Source organism: Amycolatopsis sp. NPDC031561 (assembly GCF_055580625.1).
Window position 1 is genome coordinate 355,389 of the sequence record NZ_JBVILA010000003.1, and the last position, 16,202, is coordinate 371,590.

Consider the following 16,202-nt stretch of genomic DNA (forward strand, 5'->3'; position numbering starts at 1 on the left):
GGTCCGTGAAGGCCTCCTTGAGGGACCCTGGGTCCCTCAAGGAGGCCTTCACGGACTCGCAGCAGCCTCAGCAGAAGTACGGCGCCGCCGGGTCGACCAAGGCCACCCCAGTGCTGTCACCTGCGGAAATCGCGTAAACCGGGACGCAGACACCGGAGAACTTCCAGAAGTCCGTCGGCGGTTCGGTGCTGGTGTCCCGGCTTTCCGACTTCACGTTGCTGCCCCAGGCGAAGACGCTGCCGTCGGACTTCAACGCGACGTTGTGGTTGAAGCCGGCGTCGATGGCGACGACGCCGGACTGCGCCTCCGGCGGAACCGTCGCCTGGCCGTAGAAGTTGTCACCCCACGCGATGACACCGCCGTTCTTCAACGCGATGCTGTGCCGGAAGCCCGCCGAGACCGCCGACACCCCGGACGTCGCCGCGGCAGGCACGGTGATCTGCCCTTTTCCGTTGCTGCCCCAAGCGACGACGCCGCCGTTCTTGAGCGCGAGCCCGTGATCGCCGCCCGCGGAGATCGCGGAGACACCGGACGAAACCGTCGCGGGAACGGCGGTTCTCGAACCCCAGCTCAGCACGCTGCCGTTCGTTTTGAGCGCCAGGTTGAAGTAGGCGCTGGTGGAGATCGCTTTGACCCCCGAGGTCGCGGCGGCCGGGACGACGTTCTGGCCGTAGAAGCCGTTGCCCCAGGCGATCACGCCGCCGTTCTTGAGCGCGAGTTCGTGTGCCCAGCCCGCGGCGATCGCCGAAACCCCGGACGTCGCCGCCGCCGGCACGGTGGCCTGACCGTAACTGTCGTTGCCCCAGGCGACCACGCCTCCGTCCTTGAGGGCCAGGTGGGTGAGCGCACCCGCGGAGACCGCGCTCGCCCCGAGTGCCGCGGGCGGTATGGTCCCCTGCCCGTAGTCATTGCTTCCCCACGGCCGCGCTTCGCCGGTCGGCGCGGCGTGGGCGGTACCGGAAAGGGAAACCGTGGCGATCATTACGGCAATCGCGGTGCTCGTCACGCGCCGTGTCGTGGATCGTCGATTCTCGGAAGCCATGGGCGAAATGTTAACCCGGCTCCGCCGATCGGCCGCGTCTTTGTCACCGCCGGACAAACTTCATAATCGCATTCAGCGCGCACTGACAAGAAAGAACGGGCTACTCACCCACCCTGAAACATGTAGACATGAATCCTTGTTACGTACATAACTCGCGGGTAACCTCGGTTTACCCCACCACCGAGAAAGCCGCTCAAGTCGAGCATATTTGATCAGAAGAATCCGCCGAAAGGCGCATGGGGAAAGCCGCCCGAGACGTAAACTGGATCAAAGGAGATGACAGGTATGTCCCGCAGACTTGGCAAGTTGTCAGCAGGCGTCGCCACCACCGGCATCGTGATGGGCGCGGTCGCCGTGCTCACCGCCGGCACGGCCCTCGCCGCGACCACCTATGCCACCGGCACGGTCGCGTACATGTGCAACTTCCCCGGCATCGGCCAGCAGCAGCTGGACGTGAAGGCCCAGTTCGACGGCCCGACGTCGATCGCCTCGGGCGCCACCGCCACACCCACCAACATCTCGGGCAGCGCGACCATCAACGCCACCATCAACGCCCTGCTCAACGCCGCCAACTACGACGGCGTCCGCGGCAAGGCCAACATGCCGATCACCATCACCAACGCCACCCCGGCTTCGGCGACGGTGACGAACCTGAACGTCCCGACGCAGATCAACCCGTACGTGCCCGGCCCCCGGATCTTCAACATCGTCCAGGACGCGGGCACCGGTGTCCCGACGTTCACCGCCGGCGCACCCGGATCGGCGACGGCGTCGCTCGGCACCACGATCAACGCCCCGCTGGACTTCCACAAGAAGGACGGCACCTGGACCGCCTGGAACTTCAACTGCACCGTGAAGAACACCAACCCGGCCCAGAACCGCGCGTTCAGCCCGTCGATCACCATCACCTGATGAACCATCCGTGCGGGGCGGGGACGCCCGCCCCGCACGGTCTCCACCGGACACCGTATGAGAGGAACCCCTATGACGCAGCAGGTTCGCCGGGCACTCGGGAGGTTTCCCGTTCTGGCGGGCGTCATCCTGCTCGCGGGGGTCAACGGCGCGCTGGCCTCTTCGGCCGCGACCGACCCGGCGGCACCGTCCACGCCGCCGCTGCAAGGTTCCGCCTCCGCACACCAAAGCCTCGCGAACACCTGTGTATTCCCGGATCCCGCCGGGGAACGACCGGTCACAGTGGACGTCCAGGCCACGCTGCCGAAGGTCGTCCAAACCGGAAAGCCGGTGCAGGTCAAGGACTTCTCGCTGACTTTCACGATCAGTGAAGGATCGCTGGGCACCGTCGCCGAGGTCGTGGGCGGCGCGACCGTCGAGCTCACCGCAGCGAACGGGGACAAGAAGACCCCGATCCCGGTGTCCCTGACGATCCCCGCGACGAAAGTGCCGGCCACCGGCGAGCTGAAACTGGTCGCGACGGGCAAGGTCTCCGACATCCTGCTGAACGTGCCGTCGGAACTGCGGCTGAGCACAGGCGCGCCGTCACTCGCGCTGACCGCCGCCGAAACACCGCTCAAGCCGATCACCTGCACCCAGGGCCCTGACCAGAACACGCTGCTCGGCAGTGTCGCGCTGCTGCCACTGGGGAAGCCGAAGCCACCGTCCGGCAAGCCCGGCGAGCAGAAGGACCCCGGGGCCGACACCCGGGCCGCGGGCGACGTCCACGCCAGCGGCCTCTACCCCATCGCGTTGCAGCCGTTCGAACTGCAAGGCACGTCGTCGATCACGAAACTCGGCGCCTTCGCCCGCCTGAAGCCCGCGATCATGGTCAACGCGGTCTGGGAAGTCGACCTGGAGAACACCGAGGGACCCGGCAAGGTCACCGGCTCCCTCATCATGCCGCCGAGCCAGATGACGTTCCTCGGGTTCGGCTTCGTCCCGATCACGGCGACCATGGAACTGCTGCCCGAGGACCACGCGACCGGCAACCACATCATCGACGTCGACGGGGTGGCGATCCCGGAACCGTCGGGAAGTTCGACGGTGCTGACCCCGCTCAAGGTCTACGGAAAACTGAGCGCGGTCACCGTCAACGGGGTCACCCTCGACGTCGGCGACAACTGCCTCACCGCCGAACCGATCAAGATCAATCTCCGCGGGGAGAAGTACGGGATGTTCACCGGCGGCGTCGTGCGCACCGACCCGAAGTGGGAGGACCCCGCCTACCGGGACTTCACCTTGCCCGCGTTCTCCGGTTGCGGGGTGAAGGAAGACCTCGACTCACTGCTGACCGGGATGGCTTCGGGCCCGGGCAACCAGGCGTGTGTCGGGATCAACCAGGTCGGCCTGCCTTGGGACGCGGAACGCAAGTGCCCCAACGTGGATCCGCCGGTGGCGCGCCGCTGAGTCTCAGCCGAGGAGTGGCGCGGCCACCGATCCGGCGAACGCTTCGAGGACGAGCCGTGCCGTCTGTCCGTTCACTTCGGACAGTGCGGCGCGTGTCTCGGCCAAGAGACGCCTCCCCGCCCGGACCGCGACGTCCAGGGAGACCGCCGCGAAACCGGGGTCGTCGAAGTCGCGAATGGTCAGCCCCGGCCGCCGCAACAACGCGGGCAGTGTCGAGGTCTTCGCGGCGAGCATCGCTTCGAGGGTGAGGTCCATCCGGGTCCGTTCACCGCGCAGGGCGAGCACGTCTTCCACTCCGGCGACCAGTCTTCCCACCGCCGACCCGTAGGCTCGCAAGACCCGGACCTCTTCGTCCGCCACTCCCGCCAGGGCGGCTCCGATCCGCAACGGGAACTCGAACAGCGACTCCGCCACGCCCGACGGCTCCGCCGATGTCAGGTCAGCGGCGCGAAACGCGGCCAGTTCCCCGAGCCAGTCGGCCAGTGCCCACGACAACGCGGGCGCGGCTTCGGCGACCAGTCGCGAAGCCTGGCCCAGAAGGTAGTCCCCGGCCAGCACGGTGGTGGCCGATTCCCAATCGACGCCGCGCCGGTCTCGAGGAGCCGGAGTCGGTCCCAACAAGGCCAGCGCTCCCAGCATGGCCAGATCGACCGCAGCGGCGACGACCGGCTCCCTGGTCCTCGGGCCACGACCGCCCGCGAGGATTCCCGCGTACACCAGCATCGCGGGGCGGAGCCGGAACTCGCTCCCGCCACCGTCCACAGTGAACATAGCGGCGAGGAAAGGCCACTCCCGGCGTACGGTGTGCACCGCGACCTCGTCGGCCGCCAGCAGGAACGGTGCCAGGACGGCCGCCTCCTTCGAGGGCAAGATCACCGGTCCGGTGGCGGCCGGCTGTGACTGTTCCGCCGAGAGCAGGATCGCGCGACGCCCCTTGCTGTAGAAGACATTGCCGCTGGAAGCGCCTGCTTCCAGCACACGCCATGCGAGATGGTAGCGCCGGGCCGCGTGCCTGGCGGTCTCGAAGTAGCCGACGAAGGACGAGCCGAGCAAGCGGACGTACTCGCGAGCGGCCGCCGCGGGGTCTTGGACGCAGGCGGCGATCGCCCGCGAAGCGAACATTCCCGACCTCATCGCGTGCCCGAGACCTTCACCCGTGAAAGGGTTCACGAGGCCCGCCGCGTCCCCGACGCGCAGCACACCGTCCTCGACGGCGCTCGCCGGACTGAACCCGCAGTACGCCGGACCGCTGACGACCGGTCCGACCGCCTTACCGGCAGCCGTCCCGGGTTCGACCTCGACGATCGCTTCGAACGCTTCAGCCGAGAGCCGCGCGGGGTCGGCTGTGGCGTCGAGGGTCATCCCGCCGATCGTGAACCCACCCTCGCCGGGCGAAAGCCAGGCATAGCGCGGCTTCCCCCGGGGGTCGTCGGACGGCGGGGCCAGCGGCCGCAGAACGACCTTCCCCCGCACCGTCCCTCCGCTGAACCATCGAGTGCAAGTGGTACCGAGTCCGTGTGCCACCCCGCCCGACAGGGACTTCGCACCGGTGGCGGCCACGACGTGCGCGGCGTCGACGACGTCTTCGCCGACGCGGACTTCGAATCGCCCGTTCACCGCGACCGGGACGGCGGCGGCTCCTCGCAGGAAAGCCACACCGGCTGAAGCGGCGTGCCTGCGCAACGCCTTACGCAGCCGAAGATCCTCGACGACGGAGTATCGGACGTCCGGGAGGTCGTGCCGGGTTCCCGGGCCGAAGCACAGTTCGACCGGCAGGTCCTCGATCTTCGAAGACGTCGCCAGCCCCAGCTCGCCGAGCAGGTGCCGCGCGGGAGCACCGAGCAGGACGCCGTGCCCGGCGGTGTCTTCGTCCGGATCGACCACGAGAGTGTCGATCCCCCGGGCGGCCAGGACGGCCGCGGTCACCGATCCCGCGGGCCCGGCGCCGAGGACGACCACGGTGACCGAGTACCGAGTGGTCACGACCGTCCTGACCAGACTGCTTCGGCCACGTCCGTGACCGAGTCCCGAGCCGGACCTTCCACCGTCCGCGAGAGCGCCGCCTTCGCACGCCCATAGTGGACCGAAGCGAGTTCGCGCGCCGTCTCCAGTCCTCCGTGGTGTGCGACGAGACGCCGCACTTCGGCCAGGTCCGGCGCGCCGAACGAGACCGACAACAGCAACTCGCTCAACTCCCCGGTCGTGTCGGCCCGCAACGCCGCGAGCGTCGGGGCACCGAACAGACCCAGCAGGTGATCGGTCCCGACCGGTTTGTCCGCCCCATCCGACTCCAGGTCCAGGCAGTCGTCGAGGATCTGGAACGCGACACCGAGTTCCTGTCCGAACTCGCCCAGCGCGTTTCGGCAGTCCGCGTCCACGCCGGATTCCATCGCGCCCAGCAGGCAGCAAAGCCGGAAAAGCGCACCGGTCTTGCGACCGACCAGTTCGGTGTAGTCCGCCAACGGAAGCAAGGTGTCGAAGCCGCGTTCGACGTCGAGCAGTTCGCCGTGGGAGAGCTCGGCGACGGTCCGGCTCACCACCAGCGCCACGTCCTCTCCCAGCTCCGCCGCTTCGGTCCCCGCGGCACTGAAGCAGGAAAGACCTGCCAGTACGGCCAGATCCGAGCCGGCGGCGACGTGCACCGCTGTCGTACCGCGGCGTACCGCGGCTCGGTCGATGAGGTCGTCGTGCACCAACGAAGCCAGGTGCAGCAGCTCGACCACCGCTCCCGCCGCGGTGACCCGGTCCTCGTCGGCCGGACCGTACCCCGCGCAAGCGCTCAGCAGCGTCGACCGCAACTGCTTCCCCGGCCGGCTCGCCAGCGTTCCGATCGCGTCGCGGATCGGCGAGGTCATCCCGCCGACGAGCAGGGTGAGCCGGTCACGCACCGCCGTCATCGACGATCCGAGAACTCGTACGGCGAATCCAGGTCCAGGCCTGGGATCGCCGCCAGCAGTTCCCGCACCCGCCGATACACCGCGAGGTCGTTCATCAAGTCCAGCACCTGGGCCCGGTTCATCCCCACGCTCCTGGTCACGACCTCGTCGAAGATCACCCAGGCGGCTTTCTTCTCCGGCAAGCTCACGAGCTCGGGGGACAACCCGGCCATCATCGCGCGGACGTCGTCGACGTGCTCCTGCGTCACGGTCACGGCCGATTCCGGGTCGCCAAGCACGGAGATCGCGAGCGCGCGGTAGGCGTCGTAGTACTGCCGGGCCCGAGCGCGCTCTTCCGTCGTACCCACCGCTGCTTCGACCCTGGCCGCCACGCTGTCCAGGTTCTGGTAGGCGACCTGGATCAACAGGTTCCCGACCGCGCTCTCGGCGAAGAACTCGTCCCGCACGCGATCGAAGTGCCCGTTGTCCTCGCCGAGTGGCAGATCGTAGAAGGTGCCGACGGCGCCGAGCATCCGGCAAGCGACCGAAGGCAGCGGGGTGAGTGTCCTGCCGTTGCCGCCCTCACACGCCACCGCGCCCGAATCGCCCTTGACCGAAAACCGCTGCGCGTAGATCAGGTCGGTGAAGAAGTAGCCGTTCACCCACAGCCTCGCGGTGGTGTCGAGGATGACACTGGAGGTGTACCCCGACGTGCGCCCGACCTTCTCGATGCGACGGCCTTCGACCGCCACCGCGGTGGAGTCCGGGGTCAGCAGTTCGACGTTCAGCTCGGTCAGGACGGTGTCGATCTTGGCCATGAAGGTGCTTCCGTGCACGCTGGAGACGAACGCGAGGCCGACCGCCCGGTGGGTGGGTGAGATCGGCGCCATCAGGTTGCGCGCCACCGTGCCGCTCACCACGATTACCGGCTCCAGCTGGGCGATCGCGGCGTCCGCGACGTTCGCCACCCCTTTGACCAACGGGATGGACCGTTTGAGCTTCGCGATCACGTTGTCGCTGACGGCGCCGCCGTCGAGGGTGGCGGGCTGCACGATCTCCGCTCCTTCCGGCGCGGCACCGAAATTCGCCAGGACGTGGTTCGCCGACAGCACACAGATCGTGCCGTCGGTCTTGTCCCGGACGAGACAGCCCAGGGTGCCGAGTGTGCCGTCGGCGAGGGTGCCGAGACCGGCTCCCTGCAGCGGCGGCCGGAACCGCTCGGTGACCGGTGGGGCGGCGGCGGTCACACCGGAGAAGTGGAACTCACCGGTCTCCAGCACGTCGACGCCGTGCGCCCGCCCGTCCACTTCGACCGTCCGCGGCAGAAGCCGCCTGCTCGATACCAACGCGGGGCGCCGTTTCTTGCGCACCAGCACGACGACGACCGGTTCCCCGGTCAGCTCGCCGTCACGCGTGCGGAACCCCTTGGCGACCCCGACCACGTTGGGATCGTCCTCGCGGGACTCCGCGAGACGGGCCTTGGCCAGGTCCAGTGAAGCCGCCGTCCGTTCGTCCATGAACACGGTCACCGCACCTCCACCGTCGCGAGCACCGGGTCCTGCCCGTGGACGAGCGTCATCGAACTGACGTAGTCCGTGGTGGCGCCCGTGGCCTTGTAGATGGTGATCGCGCCCTTCGCCGGGGTTTCCGCGGCGATGGTCATCGGGCCGGGGTTCCGCGGTGCCGGAAGTGGTGTTCCTTCCGCGAGTGTCGCCGTGCCGGTCAGGACGTAGTCGATGTTGGTCGGCGGGATCGAGGTCCGAGGGAAGGTCACGGTGATCGGGAACCGCCCGGACAGCCCGCGCGCGTCCGTCACGGCCACCGTCGTGGTGATGACGCCGGCGAACGAGACGTAGTTGGCGGCGCGGGCCATGGCCGTCACCTTCGGCCCTCCGATCGCCTGCACGATCACCGGGCCGAACACGACGGGCTTTCCGTACTCCACGAACACCGGCACGCCCGAGATGACGCGGGTCAGGAAGGGCACCGGTGTGGTCGCCGGAACGGACACCATCCAGTTGAGCTCTTTGAAGTCGCTCGCCACCGCGGTACCCGGAATGGCCACCGTGGCAGCGGCGGCCGCGACGGTGCCTTTCATGGCGGCACGCCGAGAAAATGCCGGATTCATCGTGATTCCCCCAAGAATCGCCTCACTGGCCTTCGGCAGACATTAACGACGGAACCATTGCCCCACAAGGTGATCGCGTATTACCGGCGGACTTCATCCGATCATGACAACTTTCGATGTCCGCACCCGACCACGGCCGAACGGGCGATTGATCACCACAAGACGCGGTGTTACGTTGCTGTTCAGCGGACCTTCACGGCATGATCGTCCGTCGACTGGGGGGCGGTCGAATGGTTCAGCGCAGGACAATTCTGCTCAGTGTTCTCCTCGCCGGTACACCATTGGCCGGACTTTCGCTCGCCGCACCGGCGTCCGCGAAGTCCACTGTGGACATTTTGAGTTCTTCCGAAGCAGCGCGGAAACTCGTCCGCCGGATCGCAGGCAGGGATCCGAGGGACGCGGTGCGCGCGGACGCCTGGGTGGCCTGGGCGGCGGGCGAAGACTGGGCGATCGAAGAATTCCTGGAGAACGGCCTCGCCGCCGCGGAACGACGCGCGGCGGAGACGAATTCGGTCAATTCAGACTTCTGTCGCCGCATTCTGTCGACCTACACCGCCGAATTCGCCCCCGAAGTCCACGCCGCCGCACAGCGGGCACTCCTGGGCGCGGACTCCGATCGCGCCGCGTTCGTCGCGCAAGGATTCGCCGCGGCCGAAGCGCGTGACAGGCGGGTACGCGAAGAAGACGGCAGCCAGGAACGAGCCATCGTCGAAGAAGATCGCCGCTACATCAGGGAACTCGGCGCCACGGACCCGGGCCCGCAGGTCCGCGCCGCTGCGGCATGGGCACTGCGGCCCGGCTCGACCGATGCCGACCTGGTCGAATTCTTCGCCTATGGCTGGGCCACCGCCGCCCGGCTGGACCTGGAAACCCATCGCCTCCGCGACGCCGAACAGGAAGCCCGCCGCCAGGTGGCCATCCGCCGTTTGATCACCGACGCGCGTGAAGCCGAACAGGCGGCGTTGGAGGCGGCGGAGGACATCGTGGAACAGGCGAGGGCGACGGCCGCGAGCGCGTGGCGCAAGGCGGCGGCGCAGGCGGGGCCCGTCAGGACCGCGTGGACGGACGCCGAGCAGGTCGCGCGGGCGCAGGCCGCGAACTGGCGCGCGGTGGCCGAAGCGGCGGCGAACGCGACCGGCCCCAACTGGAAGGCCATCGCCGCGACAGCGGGTGACACCGCCACCGAATGGTCCGCGGAGCAGGGCTGGGCCGACGGTCAGACCCGCTTCTGGGCGGACCTGCTCCAGCAGGCCCTCGACGGCGAGACGCGGATGACGTCCCCCCGCACCTGAACCACCGCACCGATCCGATCCTCTCCCGCACTCCGACTTTCCGGAGGTTCCGCATGCTGCGGACGTTCGCGTACCGGGCACTCCTGCTCCTGCTCGTCCTCACCGTCACCGTGGCGGGGACGTCGACACCCGCTCTCGCCGCGGTGGCCGCAGATCCGCCACCCGCCGGCCGTCCGATCCCGGCGAAGGACTATCCGGGCTGGGACGGCGAAAGCGGGCTCGGTGAGCCCGTCGATCCCCGATATTGGAAGCTCGTCTCCGATATCGCCCAGTACTCCGAAGAGCCCGAAGTCCGCGAAGCAGCAGAGGCCGCGCTGGCGCTCGGGACGGACGACGCGCTCTTCGAGTTCTTCGACGTCGGTGAACCGGACGCGCAGGCACGCGCGCAGGCACGCCGGGACGAGACCGCGAGGGTGAACCGTGAGAAGGTCCTCGATCTGCGAGGTACCGGCGGGCCGATCTTCAACGCCGAAGTGGAACGGGTCCTCGCCGGTTCGGACTCCGACCGCGCGGCCTTCCTCGACTACGGCAGGACGATCGCCGCCGACCGGGACGAGCGTGCCCGGCAAGCCACCCAGGCCAGGGCCGACGAGCTCCGCACCCGGGTGACGGTTCTGGTCCGGGTCGCCGGACCGGAGGTACAGCGCGCCGCCCAAGCCGCGCTCGACGCCGGGGACGCGGCGATCGCGACCTTCCTCAACGGCGGCTACCTCGAAGCGGCGAAACGGGACGCCGCCGCGAACGAGCAGCACCTGAAGGAGCTCGAAGAGCGGACCAAAGCCGCCGAACAGGCCAGTGATCTGGCGAAGCGCGCGGCCAGGGCATCACAGGCGAGACGGAATCTCGTCGTCGCGCACGGCCGGGGCGTCCGGTCACTCCAGCGGGCGGCCAACGCGATGACTTCGGCGGCGACGGCGGGCCGTCAGGCCGCGCAGATCCTCGCGGCCAACAACGCGAGCGGGAACCACTCCCCCGGATCGTTCAGCCTGGTGAAGCAGGAAGCGGCCCGGCAGTTCGACTTCGCGCAACAGGCCACCGGCGAAGCACGGGCCGCGGCCGTCGCGGCGACCGCGGAAGCGGACATCCTGGTCGAGACCGGCCTCCCCTATGGCGCCGACTGGGCGAAAATGGCTCAGGGCATGGCTTCCGCGGCCCAAGCCGCGGTGTCGGCGATCGAGACCGTGCGGCACACGATCGACGCGACCATGGCCACCGACGCCGCGATCGGCGATCAGGCGAAGGCCACGGCCCGCGCGGAAGAGGCCCGCCGCTGGCGTCTGCTAGCCGAAGAGAACGCTCGCGCCGCCGCGTCACTGTCGGCCGCGGCGAAGGATCAGGTGAAGGCGGCCGAAGACGCGGCCGTCCGGGCGAGAGCGGCCCTCGACGATTCCATTCGCGCGGTCGAGGCCGCGTGGGCGGGCGAATGGGAGACCCAGGCCACCCTCGAAACCGCCAAACGCGAACGGGACAAGGCCAAGGCGTCCAGGCAGACCGCCGAACTGGAGCGTGACAAGGCCGCGAGCTATCGCCGGGACGCGGACGAAGCGGCGGCCGAGGCGCGGGAACAGCGAGGACGTGCGGAAGCCTTCCAGCGAGCCGCCACCGACGCGCGGCACCGAGCCGAGACCCAAGAAGGCATCGCCCGCGGCTGCGAGAGGACCGCCGAAGGAGAAGAGCGGAAGGCCGCGATCGCCCGGGATCGAGCCTGGGCCGCCAAACGCGATGCCAATACGGCCGAGGCGCGGGCACAGGCGCTGGAAGCGTCCGCCGCGGCCGCACGCGGCACGGCGCAGGAGGCACCGGCCTGGGCCGCGGCTCAGGAAGCCAGACGAGACGCCGACGACGCGGCGAGTGCGGCCGACGCGGCCCAAGGCGCGGCGAACTTGGCCACGGCGGCCGCGGCACGCGCCAGGGAAGCGGCGACCAAGGCGACCGCCGCCGCGGCCGCGTCCCGTGCGGCGGCGGAAGAAGCGGCCGAACACGCCGCCAACGCCGATCTCGCGGCGTCGCAGACCGAGGCGACCGCCGCGGGCGTGCACAACTCGGCGATGCAGGCGAACGCCGCGGCCGCCACCGCGACCTCGGCCGAGGTCCAGGCGGCGGCGAACGCGCGGACCGCGGGCGCGCAGGCCGCGGAAGCGGTGGAACGGGCCCGGGTCGCGGCCGTCAGCGCGGTGAACGCGCAAAGGAACGCCGACGAAGCCCAAGGCGAAGCCGATTCAGCGGCGACGCAGGCGGGATTGGCGAGCCGGGCCTCGGTGGCCGCACGGGCTTCGGCGGCGGCGATCACCGATCCGGCGAACACCGCGATCATCGTGGTCGCCCCGTTCACCGGCACCGATCTGGACGCCGACTTCGTGACCGAGGTGGCCCGGCAGTCCCAAGCCGTCGGGGAGGAGCAGTCGCGGGCCGCGGAAGCCAGGGCGGCCGAGGCGCAGACCGCCGCCACCCAGGCACAGCAAGCGGCGGATCAGGCGGCCGCCGACGCGAAGGCGGCGTTCCAGGCATCGGCGGACGCCGCGAAGTCGGCCCACGAGACCGCGGTCTCGGCGGCGAAGGCACAACGCGCGGCCCAAGCCGCGCACGGTTGGGCGAGCAGCGCCCGGTCGAACGCGAGCCAGGCGAATTCCGCCGATGCCCGCGCGCACGCCAACGCCGTCGAAGCGAGGAACGCCGCGAACGAAGCCGCGCAGGACGCGGCTATCGCCGGGCTGGCCGCCGACACCGCGGAAGGGCACGCCGAGGCGGCCCGGGGTGCCGCCTCCCAAGCCGAGGCGGACGCGACCAAGGCCAGGGCGGCAGCGGAAAGAGCCCGCATCGACGCTCAAGCCGCCGCGGACGCGGCGGAACGCGCCAGGATCCACGCGCAGAACACCTCGGCCGCCGCAGCCAGGGCCCGGGAGGCGGCAGCGGACGCGCAACACGCGGTGGAACAGTCCGAAGCGGCCGATCGCCAGCGCGAGGCGGAACGCCGCCAGACCGAAGCCATGGTGCTCGCGGGCTGTCTGCCGGGGCTCACGGTCGAGGACATCGACGACCTGATGGGTGACGACCAGAGCGCCGCCGCTCTCGGCGAGTACCGCGCCGCCCAGCAGGGCTGCATGAACGGTGACGACGTCACCAGCTTCCTGTTCGAGGTCGGTGGCGAAGTCCTGCTCGAGTTCATCGGGATCCCCGACCTCAAGCGCTGTTTCGGTTCGGGCAACATCGAAGCCTGCCTCTGGACCGTCGTGAACGTCGTCGGCCTGGTACTGCCCTTCATCAAGGGCAAGGCGATCGTCAAGGCCATCGGCGCGGTGGTCGTGAACATCGGCAAGTACCTCGCCAAAGCCGAACTGATCCGCAAGATCGGCGCCAAGGTGCTGAGCGTGCTCGACAAGATCCGCCGGGTCTGCCGGGCGACCAGCCGGGTCGCACAACGGAACGGCGCGGGCGCCGCCGGGTTCGTCTCCACCTCGGACGTATCCGCCGCCGCGTCGAGCGTGTTCTGCTTCCCACTCAAGAACCTGCGTCCCGAAGACCTGGCGGACGAACTCCTGATCGCCAGGCTGCTCAACGTCGCCCCGGTCGCGGTCGGCACTGCCGACTTCCTGGCGCTGGTCAGGGACCACAGTCAGCTGAAGTGGGCGGTCCTGACCGACGGCAGACTCGTCGTGATCCCGAAGTACGTCCAGGACACCGAAATCAAGCACCCTGTGCTCAGCGGCGGCGCCGATGTCCGATCCGTCGGTGAGATGACGGTCCACTACAACGGTACGACCCTGATCATCTCCGACTTCAACCTCCACAGCGGCCACTACGATCCGCCGCGGAGCGGTTCCCGGTACCGGGGCTACTACCAAATCGGCAAGGAAGCCTTCGAAGCGTTGGGGTACTTCATCCCATGAGCGAAAACCAGACGGTACTACCGACGTTCTCGGAGGCCAGGTGGATGACCTTCGAGGAGCTGACCGACAGGCTGGCGGCCGTCGATCCCGCGCGGCTGGCGAAGGCGAATCCGATCGACCTGCTGGAGGCCCCCTGGGTGTTGATCGACGAGGACTTCCGGGGCGGGTTCATCAAGCACTGCCGGGAACTCACCGACGATCGGTTGCGGCACTGCGCCGAGATCGCCGAGACGTTCTTTTCCTGGCTGATGCCCTACGGCGGTTACAGCAGGCGTTCCGCGACAGCGAACAGGTTCCATCTGTCCACGACACTGATCCTCGCCATCGGTCCCAGGACGGACATCGCTCTCCTCGACCCGATGCGGCTCCTCCACGAGTTCCTGCACGACTCGCCGCCGGTCGAAACGGCACGCGAACTCCTGGCGGGTCCGTCGCCGGGACCTGAAGCCGGCGCGATCGTCGGACGGCTGAGCCTGCTCTGGCACCTCCGGCGGATCGACCACCTCTTGCCCCCGTCCGCGGAAAAGGAGCGCTACGAGCAATGGAAAACGCTGTGAGAGCCCGGATCCGGAGACCCGTCGGCGCACGGACGGCCTTCGTCGTCGCGGCCATCAGCGTGGCCGCCGTCCTGACGGTCCCGGCCGGGACCGCCGAGGCCGCACCGGTGACGGCGGCGGCGGGACAGGCGGTCACGCCGCCGGTCTCCTCCGAATCGGAGAAGCTGCGTGCGGCCAGGACACTCGGGATCGTGCCGACCGACGCGATGATGGCCCTCGGCGAACGCGAGTTCGTGATCGCGCTCTGGCGCGCCTCCACCGGCACCGAAGTGCGCGCGTCGGCGGAACTCGCCTTCGCCGGAACCGTTCTGGCCTGTACCGAGTGGATCAAGAACGGCGTGCTCGCGGCGAACACCAGGGACCAGGAGCAGCGGTTGCGGGACACCGACGCGGCACGGGTCGCCAGGGAGGCCAAGGAAGCCGCCGCCCTCATCCTCGGCATCCCGCCCGACGAAGAGCTCTTCGTGCGCAACGATCGCGATTTCATCCACGTGATCACCCAGCGGTCGACCGGCCCGAAGGTGAAGGCCGCCGCCCTGGTGGCTTTCGGCGCGCCCGCGCCCGCGCAGAAGGAGTTCATCGCCAACGGGATCCGGCTGGCGCACGCACAGGACCAGCAAGACGCCATCGACGCCGACGCACAGGCGGATGAGGCGAAACGGATCCGGCTGGCCGCCGAAGCCGCGCGAGGCCGGGCGGTCTCCGTGGTGAAGGTGCCGCCGACTCCCGCCATCGTGACCCTGCCGGACGACGACGTCCTCCGCGTGATCGCCGACAACGCGCGGCCGGACAGCCAGGTGGAGACCGCGGCCGTCAAGGCCTTGCGCAGCCGGGACCGGGCGGACTGGAAACGGTTCATCGACGTCGGGGTCTACGACGCGAACCGGCGCGACATCGACGCCGTCCTCGCACAGAAGGCCCAAGCCGACCGCGAACTCGTCGAGCAGATCCGGACGGAGGCCGTCCGGGCGGGCATCCAGCCGAGACTCGCCCATGCCGCGGCGAAGGCACTGGCGGGCGGGGTCGAAGACGTCCTCGCCTTCCTCGACCAGGGCCGGTTCGACGCGTCGACGCAGTCGTTCAGCCGGTCCGCGCTCAACGGGAACATCGCGGGGCAGTACCTGCGGGACACCACGTCCGGTGTGGTGGTCAACCCCGGTGCGGCGGAACCCGCCGCGGGTGACGGGATCGACGCCACCTGGCGGATCGTCCCCGGCCTGGCCGACCCGGAATGCCGGTCGCTCGAATCGGTGACCAAGCCCAACCACTACCTGGCGCGCTACTACGACGGGACGAAGATCCAGATCGGTGTGCGACCGGCGAGCGGGACCGTCGAATACGACTGGAACGCCACCTGGTGCGTCGACAACATCCTTCCCGGCGCCGGGGTGACCCTGCGCGGTGGCGCGGACTTCCTGACCAGGCAGGCTGACGGCAGGGCCGGGGTGGGATCCGAGTTCTACTGGTGGGTCACCGATCCGGAGCCGGACTCCACCGAGATCACGGTGAACTGGCTCAACAAGTATCTACCGGACTACGACCCGTACACCGAACTCATGGTCTCGCCCGTCCGGGGGGAGCAGATCGACGCGGGGGTGCGGTACCGCGACTTCCAGCGCCGCGGAGCACCTTCGTACTGGGCGTTCCGGTCCTACTGGACCAGGGCGACCGGTGTGCACACCCTGACCGTCGGACGTGGGACCGCTTGTCCCGCACCGGAAATCCTCGCGACCTACCTCTTGCTCGGTGGGCACGCCGAACTGGGCGCCCCGTCCACCGACGACGCCTGCACCGCGGACAAACTGGGGCGGTTCGCACATTTCGCGGGCGGGGCTTCGATCTATTCGATCGACCGGGCGGGCACCCACGTCGTCCGCGGCGCGATCCGGGCGAAGTGGCAGTCGATCGGCTCGGAGAAATCCGCGCTGGGCTACCCGACCGGTGACGAAACCGCCATCCCCGGCGGGCGCCGGAGCACGTTCGAGCATGGCCGAATCGACTACGACACCGCCACGCAGATCGCCACCGTCCACCTCGCGACGAGCTGACAGGAAACTCC

The 16,202-nt window shown here is 69.2% G+C and carries 11 protein-coding genes; 6 read left to right on the top strand and 5 right to left on the bottom strand.

The features are described from left to right. Positions 1 to 67 precede the first annotated feature (67 nt). Complete coding sequence (locus ACZ5IK_RS10810; protein ID WP_465487652.1) at positions 68 to 982, bottom strand: RCC1 domain-containing protein; 915 nt, start codon at positions 980 to 982, stop codon at positions 68 to 70. Positions 983 to 1,327: 345 nt separating this feature from the next. On the opposite strand from ACZ5IK_RS10810, the gene ACZ5IK_RS10815 reads away from it, so the two are divergent. Beyond that, positions 1,328 to 1,954, top strand: coding sequence for a DUF6801 domain-containing protein (locus ACZ5IK_RS10815; protein WP_465487515.1), 627 nt, complete (start codon positions 1,328 to 1,330; stop codon positions 1,952 to 1,954). A gap of 72 nt (positions 1,955 to 2,026) precedes the next feature. Then, positions 2,027 to 3,403 (top strand): DUF6801 domain-containing protein, encoded by a 1,377-nt coding sequence (locus ACZ5IK_RS10820; RefSeq protein WP_465487516.1) that lies wholly within the window; start codon positions 2,027 to 2,029, stop codon positions 3,401 to 3,403. A 3-nt stretch (positions 3,404 to 3,406) separates the two neighbouring features. Here the strand turns inward: ACZ5IK_RS10820 and ACZ5IK_RS10825 are convergent, their stop codons facing one another. The 4 genes from ACZ5IK_RS10825 to ACZ5IK_RS10840 are packed head-to-tail and all read right to left on the bottom strand — an operon-like array spanning position 3,407 to position 8,377. Then, positions 3,407 to 5,386 carry an FAD-dependent monooxygenase gene (locus tag ACZ5IK_RS10825; protein ID WP_465487517.1) on the bottom strand — a complete coding sequence of 660 codons (1,980 nt, stop codon included), beginning with the start codon at positions 5,384 to 5,386 and terminating at the stop codon, positions 3,407 to 3,409. After that, positions 5,383 to 6,300: a polyprenyl synthetase family protein gene (locus tag ACZ5IK_RS10830; RefSeq protein ID WP_465487518.1), complete on the bottom strand. Its 918-nt coding sequence runs from the start codon at positions 6,298 to 6,300 to the stop codon at positions 5,383 to 5,385. Before ACZ5IK_RS10830 ends, ACZ5IK_RS10825 begins: the two co-directional genes overlap by 4 nt. Beyond that, positions 6,297 to 7,808 (bottom strand): hypothetical protein, encoded by a 1,512-nt coding sequence (locus tag ACZ5IK_RS10835; RefSeq protein WP_465487519.1) that lies wholly within the window; start codon positions 7,806 to 7,808, stop codon positions 6,297 to 6,299. The genes ACZ5IK_RS10830 and ACZ5IK_RS10835 overlap by 4 nt, the downstream gene beginning before the upstream one ends. Then, entirely contained in the window at positions 7,805 to 8,377 is a 573-nt protein-coding gene (locus ACZ5IK_RS10840; protein ID WP_410664186.1) for a hypothetical protein, read from the bottom strand. The genes ACZ5IK_RS10835 and ACZ5IK_RS10840 overlap by 4 nt, the downstream gene beginning before the upstream one ends. A 260-nt stretch (positions 8,378 to 8,637) precedes the next feature. Between ACZ5IK_RS10840 and ACZ5IK_RS10845 the strand changes: the two genes are divergently transcribed. From ACZ5IK_RS10845 to ACZ5IK_RS10860, 4 genes are read left to right on the top strand one after another with little or no spacing between them, the layout of a single operon-like run. Next, positions 8,638 to 9,699 (top strand): hypothetical protein, encoded by a 1,062-nt coding sequence (locus ACZ5IK_RS10845; protein ID WP_465487520.1) that lies wholly within the window; start codon positions 8,638 to 8,640, stop codon positions 9,697 to 9,699. A 53-nt stretch (positions 9,700 to 9,752) separates the two neighbouring features. Further along, on the top strand, positions 9,753 to 13,586 hold the full coding sequence (locus tag ACZ5IK_RS10850; RefSeq protein ID WP_465487521.1) for a hypothetical protein: 3,834 nt from the start codon (positions 9,753 to 9,755) through the stop codon (positions 13,584 to 13,586). Then, positions 13,583 to 14,143: a hypothetical protein gene (locus ACZ5IK_RS10855; protein WP_465487522.1), complete on the top strand. Its 561-nt coding sequence runs from the start codon at positions 13,583 to 13,585 to the stop codon at positions 14,141 to 14,143. Before ACZ5IK_RS10850 ends, ACZ5IK_RS10855 begins: the two co-directional genes overlap by 4 nt. Next, positions 14,128 to 16,191 carry an AbfB domain-containing protein gene (locus ACZ5IK_RS10860; protein WP_465487523.1) on the top strand — a complete coding sequence of 688 codons (2,064 nt, stop codon included), beginning with the start codon at positions 14,128 to 14,130 and terminating at the stop codon, positions 16,189 to 16,191. The genes ACZ5IK_RS10855 and ACZ5IK_RS10860 overlap by 16 nt, the downstream gene beginning before the upstream one ends. Positions 16,192 to 16,202 lie beyond the last annotated feature (11 nt).

Excerpts from the sequence above, each read along its gene's own strand:
- ACZ5IK_RS10810 (WP_465487652.1), bottom strand. The coding sequence starts at position 982 with ATGATCGCCACGGTTTCCCTTTCCGGTACCGCCCACGCCGCGCCGACC.
- ACZ5IK_RS10815 (WP_465487515.1), top strand. The coding sequence starts at position 1,328 with ATGTCCCGCAGACTTGGCAAGTTGTCAGCAGGCGTCGCCACCACCGGC.
- ACZ5IK_RS10820 (WP_465487516.1), top strand. The coding sequence starts at position 2,027 with ATGACGCAGCAGGTTCGCCGGGCACTCGGGAGGTTTCCCGTTCTGGCG.
- ACZ5IK_RS10830 (WP_465487518.1), bottom strand. The coding sequence starts at position 6,300 with ATGACGGCGGTGCGTGACCGGCTCACCCTGCTCGTCGGCGGGATGACC.
- ACZ5IK_RS10840 (WP_410664186.1), bottom strand. The coding sequence starts at position 8,377 with ATGAAAGGCACCGTCGCGGCCGCCGCTGCCACGGTGGCCATTCCGGGT.
- ACZ5IK_RS10845 (WP_465487520.1), top strand. The coding sequence starts at position 8,638 with ATGGTTCAGCGCAGGACAATTCTGCTCAGTGTTCTCCTCGCCGGTACA.
- ACZ5IK_RS10850 (WP_465487521.1), top strand. The coding sequence starts at position 9,753 with ATGCTGCGGACGTTCGCGTACCGGGCACTCCTGCTCCTGCTCGTCCTC.
- ACZ5IK_RS10855 (WP_465487522.1), top strand. The coding sequence starts at position 13,583 with ATGAGCGAAAACCAGACGGTACTACCGACGTTCTCGGAGGCCAGGTGG.
- ACZ5IK_RS10860 (WP_465487523.1), top strand. The coding sequence starts at position 14,128 with ATGGAAAACGCTGTGAGAGCCCGGATCCGGAGACCCGTCGGCGCACGG.